This window comes from Sphingomonas lacusdianchii (genome assembly GCF_022664395.1).
Classification (GTDB): Bacteria; Pseudomonadota; Alphaproteobacteria; order Sphingomonadales; family Sphingomonadaceae; genus Sphingomonas; species Sphingomonas lacusdianchii.
This window is the reverse complement of sequence record NZ_JAKRET010000001.1, coordinates 433,977-453,189: the sequence shown is the minus strand read 5'-3', so window position 1 is coordinate 453,189 and position 19,213 is coordinate 433,977. Positions and strand designations below refer to the sequence as shown.

At 68.0% G+C, this 19,213-nt stretch carries 19 protein-coding genes; 12 read left to right on the top strand and 7 right to left on the bottom strand.

Going from position 1 to position 19,213, the window contains the following annotated elements:
- Window positions 1-10 precede the first annotated feature (10 nt).
- Window positions 11-727: a uracil-DNA glycosylase family protein gene (locus MF607_RS02120; protein WP_242115813.1), complete on the bottom strand. Its 717-nt coding sequence runs from the start codon at window positions 725-727 to the stop codon at window positions 11-13.
- A gap of 120 nt (window positions 728-847) precedes the next feature.
- Here MF607_RS02120 and MF607_RS02115 point away from each other — a divergent pair, with 120 nt between their 5' ends.
- The 9 genes from MF607_RS02115 (at window position 848) to MF607_RS02075 (ending at window position 11,276) form a co-directional block, all read left to right on the top strand.
- Entirely contained in the window at window positions 848-2,509 is a 1,662-nt protein-coding gene (locus tag MF607_RS02115) for an electron transfer flavoprotein-ubiquinone oxidoreductase (RefSeq protein WP_242115812.1), read from the top strand.
- A 70-nt stretch (window positions 2,510-2,579) separates the two neighbouring features.
- Window positions 2,580-4,079, top strand: a complete 1,500-nt coding sequence (locus tag MF607_RS02110) for a tetratricopeptide repeat protein (RefSeq protein WP_242115811.1) — start codon at window positions 2,580-2,582, stop codon at window positions 4,077-4,079.
- Window positions 4,080-4,083: 4 nt separating this feature from the next.
- The gene (locus MF607_RS02105) at window positions 4,084-4,911 is read left to right on the top strand and encodes a 4-(cytidine 5'-diphospho)-2-C-methyl-D-erythritol kinase (protein ID WP_242115810.1); all 828 of its coding nucleotides are present in this window, start codon (window positions 4,084-4,086) and stop codon (window positions 4,909-4,911) included.
- A gap of 148 nt (window positions 4,912-5,059) precedes the next feature.
- Window positions 5,060-5,794, top strand: a complete 735-nt coding sequence (locus tag MF607_RS02100; protein WP_242115809.1) for an enoyl-CoA hydratase/isomerase family protein — start codon at window positions 5,060-5,062, stop codon at window positions 5,792-5,794.
- Window positions 5,791-6,510 carry an N-formylglutamate amidohydrolase gene (locus MF607_RS02095; RefSeq protein ID WP_242115804.1) on the top strand — a complete coding sequence of 240 codons (720 nt, stop codon included), beginning with the start codon at window positions 5,791-5,793 and terminating at the stop codon, window positions 6,508-6,510. The genes MF607_RS02100 and MF607_RS02095 overlap by 4 nt, the downstream gene beginning before the upstream one ends.
- Before the next feature lie 9 nt (window positions 6,511-6,519).
- Window positions 6,520-8,241 carry a dihydroxy-acid dehydratase gene (ilvD, locus tag MF607_RS02090; protein ID WP_242115802.1) on the top strand — a complete coding sequence of 574 codons (1,722 nt, stop codon included), beginning with the start codon at window positions 6,520-6,522 and terminating at the stop codon, window positions 8,239-8,241.
- A gap of 67 nt (window positions 8,242-8,308) precedes the next feature.
- Window positions 8,309-8,698, top strand: coding sequence for a hypothetical protein (locus MF607_RS02085; RefSeq protein ID WP_242115800.1), 390 nt, complete (start codon window positions 8,309-8,311; stop codon window positions 8,696-8,698).
- The gene (locus MF607_RS02080; RefSeq protein WP_242115797.1) at window positions 8,695-10,083 is read left to right on the top strand and encodes an NAD(P)H-hydrate dehydratase; all 1,389 of its coding nucleotides are present in this window, start codon (window positions 8,695-8,697) and stop codon (window positions 10,081-10,083) included. Before MF607_RS02085 ends, MF607_RS02080 begins: the two co-directional genes overlap by 4 nt.
- Window positions 10,074-11,276: a class I SAM-dependent RNA methyltransferase gene (locus MF607_RS02075; RefSeq protein WP_242115795.1), complete on the top strand. Its 1,203-nt coding sequence runs from the start codon at window positions 10,074-10,076 to the stop codon at window positions 11,274-11,276. Before MF607_RS02080 ends, MF607_RS02075 begins: the two co-directional genes overlap by 10 nt.
- A gap of 108 nt (window positions 11,277-11,384) precedes the next feature.
- On the opposite strand, the gene truA is transcribed toward MF607_RS02075, so the two are convergent.
- Window positions 11,385-12,128, bottom strand: a complete 744-nt coding sequence (gene truA / locus MF607_RS02070; protein ID WP_242115792.1) for a tRNA pseudouridine(38-40) synthase TruA — start codon at window positions 12,126-12,128, stop codon at window positions 11,385-11,387.
- The gene (gene fmt, locus MF607_RS02065; RefSeq protein WP_242115773.1) at window positions 12,125-13,030 is read right to left on the bottom strand and encodes a methionyl-tRNA formyltransferase; all 906 of its coding nucleotides are present in this window, start codon (window positions 13,028-13,030) and stop codon (window positions 12,125-12,127) included. Before fmt ends, truA begins: the two co-directional genes overlap by 4 nt.
- A gap of 53 nt (window positions 13,031-13,083) precedes the next feature.
- Here fmt and recR point away from each other — a divergent pair, with 53 nt between their 5' ends.
- From recR to MF607_RS02050, 3 genes are all read left to right on the top strand, one after another.
- Window positions 13,084-13,680 (top strand): recombination mediator RecR, encoded by a 597-nt coding sequence (gene recR, locus MF607_RS02060; RefSeq protein WP_242115765.1) that lies wholly within the window; start codon window positions 13,084-13,086, stop codon window positions 13,678-13,680.
- 31 nt (window positions 13,681-13,711) lie between these two features.
- Window positions 13,712-14,236, top strand: coding sequence for a peptide deformylase (gene def / locus MF607_RS02055; RefSeq protein WP_242115754.1), 525 nt, complete (start codon window positions 13,712-13,714; stop codon window positions 14,234-14,236).
- Between the two features lie 224 nt (window positions 14,237-14,460).
- Window positions 14,461-15,885: a DNA recombination protein RmuC gene (locus tag MF607_RS02050; RefSeq protein ID WP_242115744.1), complete on the top strand. Its 1,425-nt coding sequence runs from the start codon at window positions 14,461-14,463 to the stop codon at window positions 15,883-15,885.
- A gap of 4 nt (window positions 15,886-15,889) precedes the next feature.
- On the opposite strand, the gene MF607_RS02045 is transcribed toward MF607_RS02050, so the two are convergent.
- From MF607_RS02045 to MF607_RS02030, 4 genes are all read right to left on the bottom strand, one after another.
- On the bottom strand, window positions 15,890-16,834 hold the full coding sequence (locus tag MF607_RS02045) for an arginase family protein (protein WP_242115732.1): 945 nt from the start codon (window positions 16,832-16,834) through the stop codon (window positions 15,890-15,892).
- A 30-nt stretch (window positions 16,835-16,864) separates the two neighbouring features.
- The gene (locus MF607_RS02040; RefSeq protein ID WP_242115729.1) at window positions 16,865-17,662 is read right to left on the bottom strand and encodes a TrmH family RNA methyltransferase; all 798 of its coding nucleotides are present in this window, start codon (window positions 17,660-17,662) and stop codon (window positions 16,865-16,867) included.
- An 8-nt stretch (window positions 17,663-17,670) separates the two neighbouring features.
- Window positions 17,671-17,892, bottom strand: a complete 222-nt coding sequence (locus MF607_RS02035) for a hypothetical protein (protein WP_242115727.1) — start codon at window positions 17,890-17,892, stop codon at window positions 17,671-17,673.
- A 66-nt stretch (window positions 17,893-17,958) separates the two neighbouring features.
- On the bottom strand, window positions 17,959-19,212 hold the full coding sequence (locus tag MF607_RS02030; RefSeq protein WP_242115726.1) for an N-succinylarginine dihydrolase: 1,254 nt from the start codon (window positions 19,210-19,212) through the stop codon (window positions 17,959-17,961).
- Window position 19,213 lies beyond the last annotated feature (1 nt).

Genomic DNA, 19,213 nt, shown 5'->3' with positions numbered 1-19,213 from the left:
GGGGTCAGCTTCACGTGGTCGTTTCCCTGGTAAGCAACTGTAGGTGCCGCCAGCTTTCCGCCTTGGCCAAGGGCCGCTCCAACAGGAAGCGCGGATGGAAAGTGGCGATGGCGGGGCAGTCTATGCCATCATGATGAAGGGTGCGTAAACCACCGCGTTGCCCGTCTGGCCCCAGCAGCGCCCGGCACGGTTCCACCCCGAACAACAACAACTTGCGCGGAGCCACCAGCGTCACCAGCCGCTGCGCCAGATCGTCGAGCACGGCCTGCGCGTCGCCCGGTACGCGCCCGGTCAGCGGCCGTGCCTGCGCGACCCCGGCGATCGTCACCACATTCCGGTCCAGCCCGATCGCCGCCAGCATCCGGTCGAGCAACACCCCGACCGGCCCGGTCATCCACCCGGCCTCCGCCGAATCATCGGCTTCGGGCAGGTCGGTCAGAATCATCAGCGCCGGATTTTTTGTCGCGACGACCGGCATGCGTTCGGCATTCCATCCGGCCTCCGGCACGGCATCGCCCATCCGCCATGCCAGAAACGCATCGAGCGTGTCGGGTGGCAGGTCGGCGACCGGCGTCGACGCTACGGCAGCGGGCGCCCGCGCCGGTGCGGGCGCTGCGAACCAGTCGCGCAGTTCGTCCTCGACCAGCGTGTCGACACCGGCGTCCTGCCACCATTCGAGTGCGCTGGCTGCGGCTTCGTGCCACTGGATATGCTGGTCCGCCCCCATGCCGCCTTTAACGCTTGCCTTGACCTCCCCGTCAATCTGCCCAAATCGTGCGGGAGGACAGGGCGTGGCAGTAGCGCGACGAGGTTGGGGCGCTCGCGGCGCCCGCGATGAGGATGGAAGATGAGCGAACGGGAATCGATGCCCTATGACGTCGTGATCGTCGGCGCGGGGCCTGCCGGCCTGTCCGCGGCGATCCGGTTGAAGCAGATGGCGGGTGAGTCGGGCGACGAGATCGCCGTCTGCGTCCTCGAAAAGGGGTCGGAGGTCGGCGCCCATATCCTGTCGGGCGCGGTGTTCGATCCACGCGCGATGGACGAACTGCTCCCCGACTGGCGGACCATGGGCTGTCCGATGGCCGAAGTTCCGGTGACCGAGAACCATCACTGGCTGTTGTCCGAAACCGGCAGCAGCGAAGTGTCGCACCGCATCCTGCCGCCGTTCATGCAGAACAAGGGCACCTATACCGGCTCGCTCGGTAATATGTGTCGCTGGCTCGCCGAACAGGCCGAAGGGCTGGGCGTCGAGATCTTCCCCGGATTTGCGGCGGCGGAAATCCTCTATCACGAAGACGGTTCGGTAAAGGGCGTCGCGACCGGCGACATGGGCGTGGCGCGCGACGGCACGCGCAAGCCCGACTGGCAACCCGGCCTCGAACTGCACGCCAAATACACCTTCTTCGCCGAGGGCGTGCGCGGGCACCTGTCGAAGCAGATCATCCGTACCTTCGACCTCGCGCGCGACAGCCAGCCGCAGGTCTACGGCCTCGGCATCAAGGAATTGTGGGACATTCCCGCCGAAAACCACGTCCCCGGCCGGGTAATCCATACGCAGGGCTGGCCGCTCAGCGAAACGCGTGAGTCCAATGGCGGCGGTTTCCTCTATCATCAGGCGAACGGGCAGGTGGCCTTGGGCTTCGTCACCTGGCTCAACTATTCGAACCCCTATCTCTCGCCCTTCCACGAGATGCAGCGGTGGAAGACGCACCCGGCGATCGCCGCGATTCTGAAGGGCGGCAAGCGCGTGTCCTATGGCGCGCGCGCGATCAACGATGGCGGCTGGCAGTCGGTGCCGAAGCTGACCTTCCCCGGCGGCGCGCTGGTCGGCTGTTCGGCGGGTTTCCTCAATGTGCCCCGCATCAAGGGCATTCATACCGCGATGAAGTCGGGCATGATGGCCGCCGAAGCCGCCTTCACCGCCGTCCGCGACGGGCGGCAGGGCGACGAACTGACCGCCTACACCGCCGCCTATGAGGCGAGCTGGGTGTATGAGGAACTGCGCAAGGTCCGCAACGTCGTGCCGCTGGTCAAGAAATTCGGCGATTTCGTCGGGTCGGGCGTCGCCAATGCGACGATGTGGGCGGAACATTGGGGGCTGCGCATGCCCTTCACCATGGGCCACCATCCCGATCACGAAAGCCTGTGGCGCAAGGATCAGGTGCAGCCGATCGCCTATCCCAAGCCCGATGGGGTGCTGAGCTTCGATCGGCTTTCGTCGGTGTTCCTGTCGAACACCAATCACGAAGAGGATCAGCCGGTCCATCTGACGCTGAAGGACCCCGACGTTCCGGTCGCCTACGACCTGCCGCTCTATGACGAACCCGCGCAACGTTATTGCCCGGCGGGCGTATATGAAATCGTGGGGGCGGAGACGGATAGTCCGAAATTCGTCATCAACGCGCAAAACTGCGTCCACTGCAAGACGTGCGACATCAAGGACCCGACGCAGAACATCAACTGGGTCGTGCCGGAAGGCGGCGGAGGACCGAATTATCCGAACATGTAGTCTCGGCATCCTCGCGGCGGCGCTGTTCGCGTCGCCGGCCCTTGCCGCCGGTACTCCGCTCGCCGCCTATATGCGGGCGCGTGCCGCCGATGCCGATGGTCGGGCGACGATTGCGGCACAGGGCTATGCCCAGGCACTGGCGGCGCAGCCGTCCGATCCGGTCATTGCCGTGCGGGCCTTGCGGGAGGCGCTGGCGAGCGGCGACCTCGTGCTCGCACGCCGCGCCGGCGGCGTGTTGCGCGCTGCCGATGTGGCGCCGCCCGACCTAGATATCCTCGCCTTCGCCGATGCCGTCGACAAACGCGACGCCGCCGGCCAGCGTGTGGCGCTGGCCCGACTGGCGGGATCGCCGCTCGGCTTCCTCGCGCCGCTGCTGGCCGAATGGGTCGATCTGCCCGCGCCCGAAGTCGCCGGAGATGGCGGCGCGATCCCCCGTCGCTACGCCGCCGAAAATCGCGCGCTGCGGCTGCTCGCGACCGGACAGGTGACGGAGGGCATCGCCGCCGTTCGCACGCTGTTGACCGTTGGCGGCAACGATGCCGATTTCCGCCTGAACGCCGCGCAATTGCTGGCACGTGCAGGGCAGGGCGATACCGCTCGCGCCCTGCTCGCCGGCGACGATCCGGTCCTGTCGCGCAGCGCCGCCACGCTCGGCCGGGGCAGCAAGGGCGATGCCCGTTTCGGCATCTCGCGCCTGTTGACGCGCATGGCCGGCGACCTGTCGGCGGAAGGGACCGAGCCGCTGGCGATCATGCTCAGCCGGTCGGCGCTGCAACTCGACCCCCGATATACCCGCGCCCGCCTCGCGCTCGCCGACGCGCTGGCCCGCAACGACGCGACCGCAGAGGCACAGGCGACGCTAACGGCGATCCCGGCCGACGATCCCTTTGCCAGCAGCGCCGCCGCGCTCGCCATCGTCATACAGCAGCGCGCCGGCAATCTCGACGCCGCACTCGCACTGGCCGCTAAACAGGCCGAACGCAGCGACGCGACCACCGCCGGTTTGCGCCGCTACGCCGATCTGTTGCTCGAAACCGGTCGCGCGAAGGAAGCCGCCGCCATCTACGCCCGCGCCATGGCCCGGCCCGGCGCGGCCACCGACTGGTCGCTTTATCTGCAACGTGGCGCGGCGCTCGACCGCGCGGGCGACTGGGCGGCGGCGCTGCCGATGCTCCGCCGCGCCGTCGAATTGGCCCCGCAGGAACCCGCCGCGCTCAACTATCTCGGCTATGCCCAGGTCGATCGCGGCGAAAATATCGTCGAAGCGACGCGGATGCTCGAACGCGCCCATGCGCTTTCGCCGAAGGACCCGGCGATCGCCGACTCGCTCGGCTGGGCGCGCTTCCGCGCCGGTGACCTGAAGGCCGCCTTGCCGCTGATCGAAGGGGCGGCGCGCGAGGCGCCCGACGATGTCGAGATCAACGAGCATCTCGGCGATGTCTATTGGGCCGCCGGCCGCCGGGTCGAGGCGCGCTATGCGTGGCGCGCGGCTTCGGTCGAGGCCGAGGGCGCCGATGCCACGCGATTGGTCCGCAAGCTTGCGAACGGACCCGCTTCGTCGCAACGCTGATCCGATGATCGTCGAACCCGCCCCCGCCAAGCTCAACCTCGCGCTCCATGTCCGCGCGCGGCGGACCGATGGCTATCACGAACTCGAAACGCTGTTCGCTTTCGTCACCGATGGCGACACGGTGACCATTACCCCCGCCGAGCGCGACGGCTTCGCCATCACCGGCCCGTTCGCGGCGGGATTGAGCGGGGAGGGCGACAATCTGGTCACCCGCGCGCGCGACGCCTTCCGCGCCCGCTTCGGACCGGGCGACGCGCTCGCGATCGTGCTCGACAAGCATCTGCCGGTCGCCTCGGGCATCGGCGGCGGATCGGCCGATGCCGCCGCGACGCTGCGCGGAATGGCGCGGTTGCACGGCGTCGCGCTCGACGATCCCGCGCTGATGGCGATCGCCGATCGGCTCGGTTCCGACGTGCCCGCCTGTCTGGTCGGCCGCACCATGATCGGGCGCGGGCGCGGCGAGCGACTGACCCCGATCGATGCGCCGAACCTGCCGGTGCTGCTGGTCAATCCCGGCGTTGCCGTTTCGACAGCGCAGGTCTTTGCCGGCTGGGATCGCGTCGATCGCGGGGCGATCGGCGAAGGCGACGTGCTGTCGATCGCTTCAGCCGGCCGCAACGACCTCGAACCGCCCGCCCGCGCCCTGGCGCCCGCGATCGACGACGTGTTGGCGATGCTTCATGCCGTGCCGGGCGTGCGGCTGGCGCGCATGTCGGGATCGGGCGCGACCTGTTTCGCACTGTTCGATGACCCCGCCGCCCGCGCCGAAGCCGCCGTCACCATCCGCGCCGCACAACCCGGCTGGTGGTGTCTCGAAACGGCACTCGCGTGACGGCCCCTTGTGCCGAAGCGGGGCAGGGCGGGCGGCGCGCCCTCCGTGAAACGTCTGGCACGAAACTTGTAGTGGAGTGGGCGCGGATCAGACGCGAAGCGCGGATCGTCCGTGGGCGGTCTCTTCGGACGCCGCCCACTTTTTTCCCGTGATCGAGGTTACGCACGACACGCCCCTCGCCACCATCTGGCTGGCGCGCGGCGGTGCGAGGAACGCATTGTCGACCGGCAACTGGCGCGAACTTGCAGCCAGCGTCGCCCGCCTTGCCGCTTCGGACGCCCGCGCCGTGCTGATCGCATCCCGCGAACCCGGTATTTTTTCGGCCGGCGCCGACATCGCCGGATTTGCCGAACTGCAACGGGAACCCGCCCGCGCCACCGCCTTCCGTGAAGCGCTGTCCGGCGCGATCGAAGGCGTCGCCGCGCTGCCGATGCCGGTCATCGCCGCCGTCGATGGCGGCTGTTTCGGTGCAGCGGTCGCGCTGATCCTCGCCTGCGACATCGTCGTTGCCGGGGACGGCGCCCGCTTCGCCATACCGCCCGCCCGGCTCGGCATCCTTTATCCGCCTGCCGACGTCGACCGCCTGACTGCCGCCGTCGGTCGTGGCCACGCCGCCCGGCTGTTGTTCACCGGCGACGCCATCGCCGCGAACGAAGCGCTGGCGATCGGTCTGGTCCACCACCGCACGCCCGACGCATTGCCCTTCGCTACCGACCTCGCCGCCCGCATCGCTGCCAACGCGCCGCAGGCCGTTCGCGGCCTCAAGCGTATGCTGAACGCCGAACCCGGTGGCGAGGCGCGGTTCGATGCCGCCTTTGCCGGTCCCGAACTGCGCGAGGGGCTCGCCGCCTTCCAGTTTCGCCGCCCGCCGGAGTTTCCATGACCGACCATCTTCCCGGCCGCGATACGTCGTTGCTGCTGCTCTGCGACCATGCCTCGGCGTTCGTGCCGCCCGATATCGCCATCGCGCCCGAATTGCTGACGTTGCATATCGGTGTCGATATCGGCGCCGGCCCGCTGACCCGTGCGCTGTCCGCCCGTCTCGACGCACCCGCGATCCTCGGCACGGTTTCGCGACTGGTGATCGACCTCCACCGGCAGAGCGATCACCCCGGGCTGATCCCGACCGTGTCGGACGGCCACGCCATTCCCGCCAATATCGATGCCGACCGTGCCGATCGCATCGCCCGCTTCCACGCGCCCTATCACCGCGCGATCCGCGAACAGGTGCGGCGCGACCGCCCGCGCCTGATCGTCGCGATCCACAGCTTTACCCCGAAACTCGAACTGGGCGGCGGCCCGCGTCCATGGCAGGCCGGCATCCTCTACGGCCGCGACGACCGCGCCGCCCGCATCGCCATCGACTTCCTTCGCGCGCAGGGGATACCAACCGGCGACCAGGAGCCATATTCGGGCCGCCTGCTCAATGCTACCTTGGACCGTCACGCCGATGGGCAGGGCATCCCTTCGCTATCGGTCGAAATCCGCAACGACCTGATCGCCGATCCGGCCGGCGTCGCCCACTGGAGCGCAGTCTTGACCGACATGATCGCCGCAGTGCGTAACGGACTTGCGTTGAACGCCGCTCCTGCGCAATAGGCTGTCGCCATGACCCAGCAATTCGACAAGTCGCGGCTGCCGAGCCGCCATGTTTCCGTCGGCCCCGAACGCGCGCCGCATCGCAGCTATTACTACGCGATGGGCATCGCCGAAGAGGATATCGCCAAGCCCTTCGTCGCGCTCGCTTCCGCCGGCAACGACAGCGCGCCGTGCAACACGACGCTCGATTTCCAGGCCGATGCCGCGCGTGAAGGCGTGGTGGCGGGTGGCGGCATGCCGCGCCGGTTCAACACCATCACCGTCACCGACGGCATCGCCATGGGCCATCAGGGAATGAAGTCCTCGCTGGTCAGCCGCGAAGTCATCGCCGATTCGGTCGAACTGTCGGTGCGCGGCCATTGCTATGACGCGCTGGTCGGCTTCGCCGGCTGCGACAAGTCGCTGCCCGGCATGATGATGGCGATGCTGCGCCTGAACGTGCCGTCGATCTTCGTCTATGGCGGGTCGATCCTCCCCGGCCGGTTCGAGGACCGCGACGTCACCGTCGTCGACGTGTTCGAGGCGGTCGGCCGCTATGCCGCCGGCACCTGCCCGCTGCACGACCTGACCGCGCTCGAAAAGGTCGCCTGTCCTGGCCACGGCGCCTGTGGTGGCCAGTTCACGGCCAACACCATGGCCTGCGTCGGCGAGGCGATCGGCCTGTCGTTGCCCAATTCGAACATGGTGCCCGCACCCTATCGCAGCCGGGAAGAGATCGCGATCGCAGCCGGCAAGCAGGCCATGGAGCTTGTCCGCCTGAACCTGCGCCCGCGCGACATCGCCACCCGCGCCGCCTTCATCAACGCCGCGCGCGTCGTCGCCGCGACCGGCGGTTCGACCAACGCCGCGCTGCACCTGCCGGCAATGGCGTCGGAAGCCGGCATCGAGTTCGACCTGTTCGACGTCGCTGAAGCCTTCAAATCAACGCCTTACGTCGCCGACCTCAAGCCCGGCGGCAGATATGTCGCGAAGGATATGTACGAGGCCGGCGGCGTCTACATGCTGATGAAGACGATGCTGGCGAACGATCTGCTCGACGGCAGCTGCATGACCGTGACCGGCAAGACGCTCGGCGAGAATATCGACGAAGTGACGTGGAACCCGGACCAGAAAGTGATCTACGACGTGAAGACGCCGATCACCCCGACCGGCGGCGTGGTCGGCCTGCGCGGTACGCTCGCCCCAGATGGCGCGATCGTGAAGGTCGCTGGCATGAAGCGGTTGCAATTCACGGGAACTGCACGGGTTTTCGATTGCGAGGAAGATGCCTTCGCCGCGGTGGAAGCACGCAGCATCACCGACGGCACTGTCATCGTCATCCGTTACGAAGGGCCGAAGGGCGGTCCGGGGATGCGCGAAATGTTGTCGACGACCGCCGCCCTGTACGGACTGGGCATGGGCGAGAGCGTGGCGCTCATCACCGACGGTCGCTTTTCGGGCGGGACACGCGGCTTCTGCATCGGCCATGTCGGTCCCGAGGCGGCCGAGGGCGGCCCGATCGCGCTGGTCGAGGATGGCGACATCATCACGATTGATGCCGACGCGGGAACGATCGACCTCGACGTCGCGCCCGACGTGCTGGCGGATCGCCGCGCCAAATGGCAGCCGCGCGTCAACGACTATCAGGCAGGCGCACTGTGGCGCTATTCCACCACGGTCGGCCCAGCCTATCAGGGTGCGGTGACGCATCCCGGTGCCAAGGCCGAGCGTCACGTCTACGCCGACATCTGATGATGCGATCGACCGGTATCCGCTGACACGGGGATACCGGTTGCCCGGCTTGTGGTATCGATCGCCGATGATCGACAAGCGCCTCTTCCTCGTCCCCGTGCTGCTGCTCGGCGCCTGTGACCGGCGACCCGACCCCGATGTCCTTGCCAATGTCGAGGCGGAGCAGCGCAGCGCCGCCGCCGATGCCGGGCGCATCGAATGTGCGACCGGTACCGCGCCATTCGCGGCCGGTTGCACGATCGAACGTATCGCCGATGGCGGCGACACGATCCTGACACTGCGCCAGCCCGATGGCGGATTTCATCGGCTCCGCATCACCCGCGACGGACGCGGCGTCGTCGCGGCCGACGGTGCAGAGGCGGCGAGGGTGACCGTCATCGGCAATGACCGTATCGAGGTTGCGATCGGCGACGCACGCTACCGCCTGCCCGCCACTATCGGTCCGATCGCCCGATGACCCTGTTTCCCGCCAACGCCCCGATCCTGCGCGCGGCCGAAATGCGCGCGGCAGAGGCCGCCGCCTTCGCCTCCGGCGTGTCGCAGGACGCCCTGATGGAACGCGCCGGCACCGCCGTAGCGCAACAGGTGCAGCGTATTGCCTTTGGAAGACCGATCCTCGTCCTCGCAGGGCCAGGCAACAACGGCGGAGATGCGTTTGTTACCGCTCGACTTCTGGCGCAATGGGGTAACGATGTAACAGTCGCCACGCTCGCGGGAAAGCTGGATGGCGCCGCCGCTCGCATGCGGTCTGCATGGACCGGTTCGGTAACGTCGTTCGACGATGCAACGCCGCGACCGATCCTCGTCGACGGCCTGTTCGGTACCGGCGTCACCCGTTCGCTCGATCCCGCCCTTGGCCGTCGCTTCGCTGCCCTGTCGAGGAACGCCTTCGTCGTCGCGATCGACCTGCCGAGCGGCGTCGACAGCGATGCCGGGCAATGTTTTACCGGCGCCGGTCGGGCCGACCTGACGGTGGCACTGGGCGCGCTCAAACCGGCCCATGCGACCGGACCCGATGCGGAACGCATGGGCCATGTCGTCCTTGCCGACCTCGCCATTGCGCTGCCTGCCGACGTCCGGACGATCCGGCGTCCGGGCATCGACCCGCCGGCCCGTACCGCGCACAAATTTAGCCGGGGCCTGATCGCAGTGCTGGGCGGCGCGATGCCGGGAGCGGCGCGGCTTGCCGCACGCGCCGCGCTGTCTGCCGGCGCGGGCTATGTCGTGCTGACCGGCGACGCAGCGGGGCAGGGTGGTCCCGACGCGCTGGTCCGCCGCGACGATCTGGACGCGCTGTTGGGCGACGAACGACTGGCGGCGTTGCTCATCGGCCCCGGCCTCGGTCGCGACGACCGCGCCCATAGTCTGCTCGACCGGGCGCTTGCCGCCGACGTGCCGCTGGTGATCGACGGCGACGCGATCTCGCTGCTGGCCCAGACCGGCCCCGACCGCATCGCCGTCCGTTCCGCACCGACCTGGCTGACCCCGCACGAGGGCGAATTTGTTCGCATGTTTGCCGATAAGGGCGGCAACAAGATCGACCGCACCCGCAAAGCTGCGCTACAGGCGCGCGCGACCATCGTGCATAAAGGCCCCGATACCGTGATCGCTTGCCCGCAAGGCACCGCCATCGTCTCCACCCACGGCCCTTCGTGGTTGTCCACCGCCGGCACCGGCGACGTGCTCGCCGGCACGCTCGCCGCGCGCTTGCGTCCGGGTGGCGCCGCCGCTGCCGAACAGGCGGTCTGGCTGCACGGCCAAGCCGCGCGCCTCGCCGGGCCGGCCTTCGTCGCCGATGCGCTGATCGATCATCTGGGACAGGCGATTGCCGAATGTCGCTGATCGACGACGATGTGATCGTCCGCGTCGCGGCGCGGGGCGAAGGGGTGACCGGCGATGGCTGCCACGTCCCTTTCGCCGCGCCCGGCGATCGTCTGCTGGGGGATGGCTCGATCGAGCCGGGACCGCACCACGCCGATCCGCCCTGTCGCCACTTCCCAATTTGTGGTGGATGTCAGCTACAACATCTTGATCTAACAACGGAAAGCGATTTCGTCGTCGACCGTGTGGCCGGTGCGCTCGCCTCGCAATCGCTGACCGCGACCGTCCGGCCGGCGATCCTGTCCGCGCCCCGGACCCGCCGCCGCGCGACCCTCCATGCCGATCGGCGCGGCAAGCAGGTGACGCTGGGCTTCACCGAAGCCGGCAGCCATCGCATCGTCGACGTCCGCGAATGCCACGTCCTGCTGCCGGAATTGTTCGATGCGATCGCGCCGTTGCGCCGCCTGCTCGCTACTGCGCTCAAGGACCGCACGCGCGCCGACGTCCATCTCGCCCGCGTCGATCAGGGCGTCGACGTGCTCATCATCGGCAAGGTCGCCGAAGGGCTCGCGGCTGCCGAAGCATTGACGATCTTCGCTCAGGAACAGGGGCTTGCCCGGCTGTCGATCGACGACGGCATGGGTGCGGAGGCGCGGTGGGAGCCCGAACCGGTCACGGTGACGCTGGGCGGCGTGCCCGTCCCGTTCCCGCCCGGCAGCTTCCTGCAAGCGACCGGTGATGGCGAGGCGGCACTGATCGCGGCTGTCGACGAGGCCGTCGCCGGTGCGGGGATCGTTGCCGACCTGTTTGCCGGGCTCGGCACCTTCACCCTGTCGCGCGGCGTCAACATCCGCACCTATGCCGGCGAGGCGGGTCGCGAGGCGATCATGGCGCTGAAGCTCGCCGCCGCCCGCGCCGGTCGCCCGGTCGTCGCCGACCATCGCGACCTGTTCCGCCGTCCGCTGACCCCGGTCGAGATCGACCGGTTCGACGCCGTCATCCTCGACCCGCCCCGCGCCGGCGCGCGAGAACAGGCGGCGGCGCTGGCCGAGGCGAAGGTGCCGGTAATCGCCTATGTTTCGTGCAATCCCAGTAGCTTCGCACGCGATGCGAAGACATTGGTTCAGGCCGGCTACCGGCTGGATTGGGTGCAGCCGGTCGGCCAATTCCGCTGGTCGACCCATGTCGAACTGGTCGCGCGACTGGTCCGCTGACTTTCCTACTCGGTCCGGTGCTGTCATCCATGATCGGCGGCGGGGACAGGACCAAACCGCGCATGGCACGAACCGCGCACGAGTGTGAACTTCGTGAACTTTGACCTGTCAGCCCGGGTAATCGGCGCCGACGAAATACAGCCCATCGGGCGGCGCATTCAACCACAGCCCCGCCCGGTCGCGCGCGGCGAGGATGTCGGCTAGGTCGTCGGGCGTTCGCTTGCCCTGTCCGACCATCGCCAGACAGCCGACCATCGACCGCACCTGATGATGCAGGAACGACCGGGCGGCGGCATGGATCGCGATCCGGTCGCCATCGCGCTCGACCGCCAGCCGGTCGAGCGTTCGCAGCGGGCTGTCCGCCTGACAATGTGCCGACCGGAACGTCGTGAAGTCGTGCCGCCCGACCAGCCGCGCCGCCCCCTCGGCCATCGCCCTCGCATTCAGCTCCTGCGGTACCCGCCACGCCAGCCCCTGCTCGAACGTCAACGGTGCGCGCCGACAGACGATGCGATAGACATAGGCCCGCCGCACGCACGAAAAGCGCGCATGCCAGTCGTCGGCCACGACCTGGCAATCGAGGATCGCCACCGGATCGGGCCGCAACCGCGCGTTCAGCGCCTCCATCAGCCGGAATGGCGCGAACTCCTTGGCGACGTCGACATGCGCGCGCATCGCGGTGGCATGGACCCCGGCATCGGTCCGGCCGGCGGCATGGACGGCGGCGGTCTCGCCGGTTACCTCCAGCAGCGCGCGCTCGATCGACCCCTGCACGCTTACCCCTTCGGACTGGCGCTGCCACCCGACGAACGGCCGCCCGTCATATTCGACCGTCAATGCGAAGCGGGTCATGCCAGCAGCGTGCCCTCGGGGATCGCGAAGCCGCGCAGCAACTCGGCCGGGGTCATCGCGCCGCGCCCGGCACGCTGGACCAGCGTCGGCCGCAACGCGCCCTCGGCACAGGCGATGGTCAAGGCATCGTCCATGACCGTTCCCGGCACTCCGGCTCCGTTGACCACTTCCGCCGCCAGCACCCGCACGCGCTCGCCATTCAATTCGAAGAAGGCTCCCGGCGCCGGATTATACGCCCGCACCTGCCGCTCGGCATCGATCGCGCTGCCATCGAAGCGCAACCTGGCCTCGCTCTTGTCGATCTTGGCGGCATGGGTGACCCCGTCACTCGCCTGCGCGACCGGCGGATAGGCGTCCGGGTCGGCCAGCACCGCCAGCATCAGCCGCGCGCCCATCGCGCTCAGTTCCTCCGCCAGTTCGCCCGCAGTCTTGCCATCGATCGGCGTCCGCCCCTCCAGCCGCACCGGCCCGGTATCCATTCCCGCCGCCATCTGCATAATGCCGACCCCGGTCTCGGTATCGCCGGCAAGGATCGCGCGCTGGATCGGCGCCGCCCCCCGCCAGCGCGGCAGCAGCGAGCCATGGACGTTCAGACATCCCAGCCGGGGCGCATCCAGCACCATGCGCGGCAACAGCAGGCCATAGGCCGCCACCACCGCCACATCGGCCTCCCACGCCGCAAACTCCGCCTGCACCGCCGGGTCGCGCAAGGTTGCGGGTGTCCGCACCGCGACGCCTAGCGATTCGGCCAAGCGATGGACGGGGGAGGGGGTCAGTGCCTTTCCGCGCCCGGCCCGGCGCGGCGGCTGGCTATAGGCCGCGACGACGTCATGCCCGGCATCGACCAGCGCCTGAAAGATCGGCACCGCAAAATCGGGCGTGCCCATGAAGATGATCCGCATCCCCCCTCTCGACACCGTGGCGTCGGCGCACGCAACCCCCTATCTTGGTCGCGATGGCCTCTTCCGAAATCGACGCGCTGACGCAGGCGCTTTCCCGCCTTCCCGGTCTTGGACCCCGCTCGGCCAGGCGTGCGGTGCTGCATCTGGTCAAGAAGCGCGAGACGGCGCTCGATCCGCTGCTGGTCGCGCTCGACAGGGTGGCGCGCAATCTCGCCACCTGTTCCACCTGCGGCAATGTCGACACCACCGATCCGTGCGGCATCTGCACCGATCCGCGCCGCGATGATCGATCGCTGTGCGTGGTCGAAGAGGTCGCCGATCTGTGGGCGCTCGACCGGGCACGGCTGTTCCCCGGGCGCTTCCATGTCCTTGGCGGCCGGCTCTCCGCGTTGGAAGGCGTCCGGCCCGACCACCTCGCCATCGACGCGCTCATCGCCCGCGTCGCTGCCGGCGGCATCGACGAGGTCGTGCTGGCGATGAACGCCACGCTGGAGGGGCAGACCACCGCCCACTACATCGCCGAACGGATCGAGAAATATCCCGTCCGCCTCACCCAGCTCGCCCACGGCCTGCCGGTCGGCGGCGAGCTCGACTATCTCGACGAAGGTACGCTCGCCCAGGCGCTGCGGGCGCGACGCCCCGTCGCTTGACGCTCCGAACTATGTTACATAGCTAGCCGCTATGGCCATTCTTCCGATCATCGAAATCCCCGATCCCCGCCTCCGCCTCGTGTCCGAACCGGTCGAGGGTGTGACCGACGAGGTAAAGACCCTCATCGCCGACATGTTCGAGACGATGTACGACGCCCCCGGCATCGGCCTCGCCGCGATCCAGGTCGCGGTGCCCAAGCGCGTGCTGGTCATCGACCTGCAGGAGCAGGAAGACGAAGAGGGCAAGCCGGTCAAGGCGCCGAAGGCGTTCGTGAACCCGGTGATCGAGGAAGTGTCGGACGAGCTGTCGACCTATCAGGAAGGCTGCCTGTCGATCCCCGAACAATATGCCGAAGTCGTCCGCCCCGCGCGCTGCCGCGTGACGTGGCTCGATGAGCAGGGCGATGCCCATGACGAATGGCTCGATGGGCTGATGGCGACCTGTCTCCAGCACGAGATGGACCATCTCAACGGCGTGCTGTTCATCGACCATCTGTCGCGGCTGAAGCGCGACATGGTCATCAAGAAGCTGAACAAGGCGCGCAAGGCGGCGTAAGACGGTTCGCGCCGACCGTCCGGCCTCCCGCAATATACGGCACCCCAGCGCAGGCTGGGGTCTCCCCGTCATAGGGCGGGACAGGAGCCGCGAGAGACCCCGGCCTGCGCTGGGGTGACGGTGTGGGGCATGCGTTTCGCCAACGCGACGAACCGATCCCCGTTCGCCTTGTCGGGCGGGCGGGGCGGGGGTAGGTTCCGGGTCCGTTCCTCCCGGAGTATCGCATGGACCCGCTTGTCATCGTCATCGTCGCCGCCGTCCTGCTCGCGGGGTTGGCGATCGGCTGGCTGATGGGCAGCCGGCAGGTCCAGTCGCTGCGCGCCGAACGCGACAAGCGCGAGGACGATTTCAAACAGGCGATCGCGGACCTCGCGCTCGCCAGCGAACGTGCGAAGGAAGTGCCGGCGCTGCGCGAGGAACTCGCCGAAATCCGCGCCGATCGCGATGCGCTGCTGCTCGACCATGCCGCGCTCAAGGCCAATGCCGCAGCGTTCGAGGAACGGCTGACCGAGTTCAAGGACGCGCGCGAGGCAATGGCGTCGCAATTCCGCGAAACCGCGCAGATCATGCTCGACGGTGCGCAGAAATCCTTCCTGCAACGCGCGCAGGAACGCTTCGCCCAGGCCGGCGACACCAACGAGATGAAGCTCAAAGCGCTGCTCGCTCCGGTCGAGGCGACGCTCAAGCGCTACGAAGCCAGTATCGGCAAGGTCGAGAGCGAGCGGCAGGAAGCCTATGGCACGCTTAAGGGCCTGATGGACGCGATGCGCATCGGTCAGGAATCGGTGAAGAGCGAAGCGGCCAAGCTGGTCAACGCGCTGCGCTCCGCGCCCAAGGCACGCGGCCGCTGGGGCGAGCAGCAGTTGCGCAACGTGCTCGAAACCTGTGGCCTCGCCGAACACACCGATTTCCAGATGGAAGTCTCGGTCGACCATGACGGCGGCCGGCTGCGCCCCGATGCCATCGTCAAGGTGCCCGGCGGCAAGAGCCTCGTCCTCGACGCGAAGGTTTCGCTCAACGCCTATCAGGACGCACACGGGGCGGTCGACGAGGTCGAGCGCGCCGCCTTCATGACCGCGCACGTCGCGTCGATGAAGAACCATGTCAACGCGCTCGGCGCCAAGAGCTACCAGTCGCAGTTCGAGGATACGCCCGACTATGTGGTGATGTTCGTGCCGGGTGAGCATTTCCTCGCCGCCGCGCTCGAACATGCCCCCGACCTGTGGGACTATGCCTTCGACCGCCGCGTGCTGATCGCGACGCCGACCAACCTGATCGCCATCGCCCGTACCGTCGCGGCGGTCTGGCGGCAGGAGAAGTTGGCCGGCGAAGCGCGACAGATCGGGCAACTCGGCCGCGAACTCCATGCCCGACTCGCCAAGATGGGCGACCATGTCGCCAAGCTCGGCAAGAATCTCGAAGGCGCCAACACCGCCTATAACGCGTTCGTCGGCAGCCTCGAATCGCAGGTGATGACCTCGGCCAAGCGGTTCGAGACGCTCAACATCGATACCGCCGGCAAGTCGATCGAGCCGCTGCCGGTTGTCGAACAGTCGCCGCGCCCGTTGACCAAATTGGCAGTCGCTATTGCGCAGGCCGAGGAAGCGGTCGAGGAGCGCACCGAACAGGCGGAGACGGCGGCGGAGTAGCGGTTCAGGCTGGTCGAGGTGGCGTCTCTCCGTTGTTGCCGAGCGCCAGCCCTATCGTCACTGCCACGATCCGCGCCGCCATCGCCGCACATAGTCGATGCGGATCATCGCGTGCCGGTACATATTCCGCCAATACCAGCCCGGCGATCTCGCCCTTCTCGGCCAGCGCTCGAAGGAGCAGCACGACTTCCTCATAACGCAATCCCCCCGGCGTCGGCATCGCCACCGCCGGAAACGCTGCCGGATCGATCCCATCGCAATCGATCGACACCAGATAGCGCCCGTCCGCCGGCACTGCCTCGATCGCCGCGTCGATCCCGCCCCGGATCAGGTCATAGGCGGTAACGATCCGGCTGCCCCAGTTCCGCGCATCCTCGATCTGCCACGCGCCGCCGCTGCCGAGGCCCCGAACGCCGACCTGCACCATGCCGGTCACATGCGGCATCTCGGCCAGCCGTCGCATCGGCGATCCATAGCCCAGCATCTGCCCGCGGATCTCATCGCCCCAATCGACGTGCGCGTCGATCTGCACGACGGTCAGCGGCCCGCGATCGGCAAAGCCCGCCGCGAACGGGATCGGCACTGAATCGTCGCCGCCGAGCAGGATCGGCACGCCGCCGGCCGCAAGCACGGCGTCCGTCGTCGCCTCGATACGCTCGCGATTGCCTGCTGCATCTTCCGGTCGGGTATCGACATCCCCCAGATCGACGACACCGCGCGCATCGTCCGGATCGGGGAAGGGCGTGAAGCCGAGGTCGAAATCGATCTGCGACAATTGCCGCGCGAACCCCAGCGACGCGGCGCGGATCGCGGCGGGTGCATCGGCCGAATGGCTCGGTTCGCCATCGTCATAGGGCGTGGCCTCGCTCGCCCCGAACAGCACGATGCTGGGCCGTGCCAACGTGTCGAGGTCGGCGGCGGGCAGGGCGGCGAAGGTCGGGCGGGTCATCCCCGCTGAATGCGCCGCATGGCGAAAGGTTCAGGGGCGATGCTGCCCCAGCACGGTGTACGCCATCACCGCCGTCGCCACCGCCGCATTCAGGCTGTCGGCCTTGCCCAGCATCGGGATCTTGACCAGCAGGTCGCATTCCGCCGCCATATGCTCGGGCATGCCCTGCGCCTCGTTGCCGGTCAGCAGGAAGGTCGGATCGGGATAGGTCGCCGCGCGATAGTCGTGCGTCGTGTCGAGGCTCAGCCCCACCAGAGTCCCCGGACCGCTCCGCAGCCACCCCTTGAACGTCGCCCAATCTGCCCGTGCCACCGCGACGGTGAAGATCGCCCCCATGCTCGCCCGCACCGCCTCGACCGAAAACGGATCGACGCACTCGTCGATCAGGATCAGCCCGCCGGCACCGGTCGCATCGGCGGTGCGCAGGATCGTCCCCAGATTGCCCGGATCGCGCAGGCGTTCGGCGACCAGCCACAGCGACGCGTTGCGCCGGTCGATGCCCGTCAGTTCGGTCGAGAATTCGTCATAGACGCCGACCACCGACCCCGGATTGTCCTTCCCCGACAGCTTCGACAGGATGTCGACTGTCGTGGCGATGGCAACGCCCCCCGACGCCTCGGTCTCGTCGATCAGCGTTTCCAGCAGTGGATGCGGCGCGTCGCTCGCGAAATAGAGTTCAGCGGGCAGCCATCCCGCCTCGCGCGCTTCGGTCAGGATGCGCAGTCCCTCGGCAAGGAATCGGCGCTGATCGCGGCGATGGCGCTTTTCGCGCAGGTTGCGCGCGGCCTTCACCATCGGGTTCGAATAGGCGGTAATCTCGCGAGGCATGCGACGCCCTAGCGAACCTCGCGGTCCGCGTCGATCGAATCGAGAATGCGGCTGCCCGCCATGAACACAGCGATCGGGCAGACCGCGAACATCAGCTTGCCCGCGATCCCCGGATACATCTGCATGTAATGGAACCCGCGCTCCACCGCCCCCACGGCAAGGCCGTAGATGACGGGGAACGCCTCGAACTTCGACTTGATCGTGAACAGGTTCTTGAGCCGCATCAGCATGGTCCGAAATTATGCAATTTACGTACCAGCGGCGGTTTTCTGCCGATCCGGGGCGCTGCGATATGGTTAACTGTCAATTAACTCGACAAGGTCGAGCGCTTCGAGCAGCGCGCGGCGCGCCGTTACGATCTCCTCGATCAGCGCCGGATCGCCGATATCCGCCGGGTCGATCCGCTCGGGCCAATGCGCCTCGACCACTGCCGCGATCGTATCGAGCCTGGCATCGTCGACGAGGAACCGCGGATCGATCGTCGCCGGATCGGCCACCACCCGCAGCCGCAGACAGGCGGGGCCACCGCCATTCGCCATCGATTCGCGGACGTCGACGACTTCCAGCCGCCGGATCGGTCCGTTGCCCGCGACCAGTTCCTGCAACCACGACCATACCGGTCCGTTCGCCCGTGCCTCCGACGGCAGGACCAGCGCCATGCCGCCATCGGCCAACGTCACCAGTTGCGCGTTGAACAGATAGGAAGCGATCGCGTCCGCAAGACTGACCCGCGCCGCCGGCACCTCGACGATCTCGACCGACGGCATCGCCGCGCGCAGATCGGCAAGGAAGCCGTCACGGTCATGGAACGCCTGTTCGTGCGCGAACAGTACGCGCTCGTTGGCGACCGCAACCACGTCGTTGTGGAATGCCCCGGCCGCGATTGCTTCGTCGGATTGTCGCACGAACAGCGTCCGCGCCGGATCAAGGCTGTGCGCGCGCGCCACGGTCTCGCACGCCTCGCGATGCTGGCGGGCAGGGAAGGGGCCGCCGCTTACCCCATAGACGAACACCTCGATCCCCGCCGCGCCATGCGTCTCGCACAGCCGCATATGATTGGCCGCGCCTTCGTCACCGAACGGGGCGGGGACCGGTCCATGTACCGCGAAGGCCGGATCGGCAAAGGCGAGTTCGAGCTGCTTGAGCGTTGCAGGCCACTCGTGACTACGATGCGGCATGGTCACGAGGTTCGCGACGGTCAGGTGGCAGCGTCCGTCATCGCAATCCGCCGCAGGCGACACGGTCGCCGCATTGGCCGCCCACATCGCCGACGCCGACAACGCCTGCGCCCGCAGATGCGGTGCGGCACGCGCATAATCGGTTGCCAGTCGCGTCAGCCAGCGCACGTCCGGCCGCGGGTGCGGCAACAATATGCCCTGAGTCAGCCCGAGCGCGAGGTTCGCCCGCATCTTGGCGATACCCTGTAGCGCCGCCATGCGCGGGCGCGACATTTCGCCGGCATTGCGCGTCGCCGCCAGATTGCCGTGGCTCAGCCCGGCATAATTGTGGCTGGGACCAATGATCCCGTCGAAATTGATTTCGCGCACCATC